The following is a 278-nucleotide window of genomic DNA, read 5'->3' as shown; positions in this document are numbered from 1 at the left end:
ATCATCTAATGGAGGCCTCTTGTGGCAGATATTCCTTGTCTCAGGATTTGAGGCAGAGTTCTGAAAATCAGAAACAACAGACTGGTAATTTATTGGATGCTCAAAGTGAAAGAGTATTGTCTTCTTCCACAACAGTTCAAAGCTCTGATTCAATGAAACCATCCCAGTTGGGCAGTCTCGTTGTTAAAAATGGTAGAGAAAAGGGAAGAAGAAAGAAGAAGAGGAGTCTCGGTGCGAAATTGGCAGCCTTATCTGAAGTTTCTAGTAGTCAGAGCGGG

The 278-nt window shown here is 42.1% G+C and carries 1 protein-coding gene; it reads left to right on the top strand.

The genetic code is table 11. From position 1 onward, the window contains the following. Positions 1-35: 35 nt before the first annotated feature. The coding region (locus AABA86_RS34270) for a hypothetical protein (RefSeq protein WP_338309889.1) at positions 36-278 on the top strand (243 nt) is incomplete at its 3' end.

The organism is Bradyrhizobium sp. TM233, assembly GCF_036247965.1.
Classification (GTDB): domain Bacteria; phylum Pseudomonadota; class Alphaproteobacteria; order Rhizobiales; family Xanthobacteraceae; genus Bradyrhizobium; species Bradyrhizobium ottawaense.
This window is presented reverse-complemented; position numbering and strand designations above follow the sequence as displayed.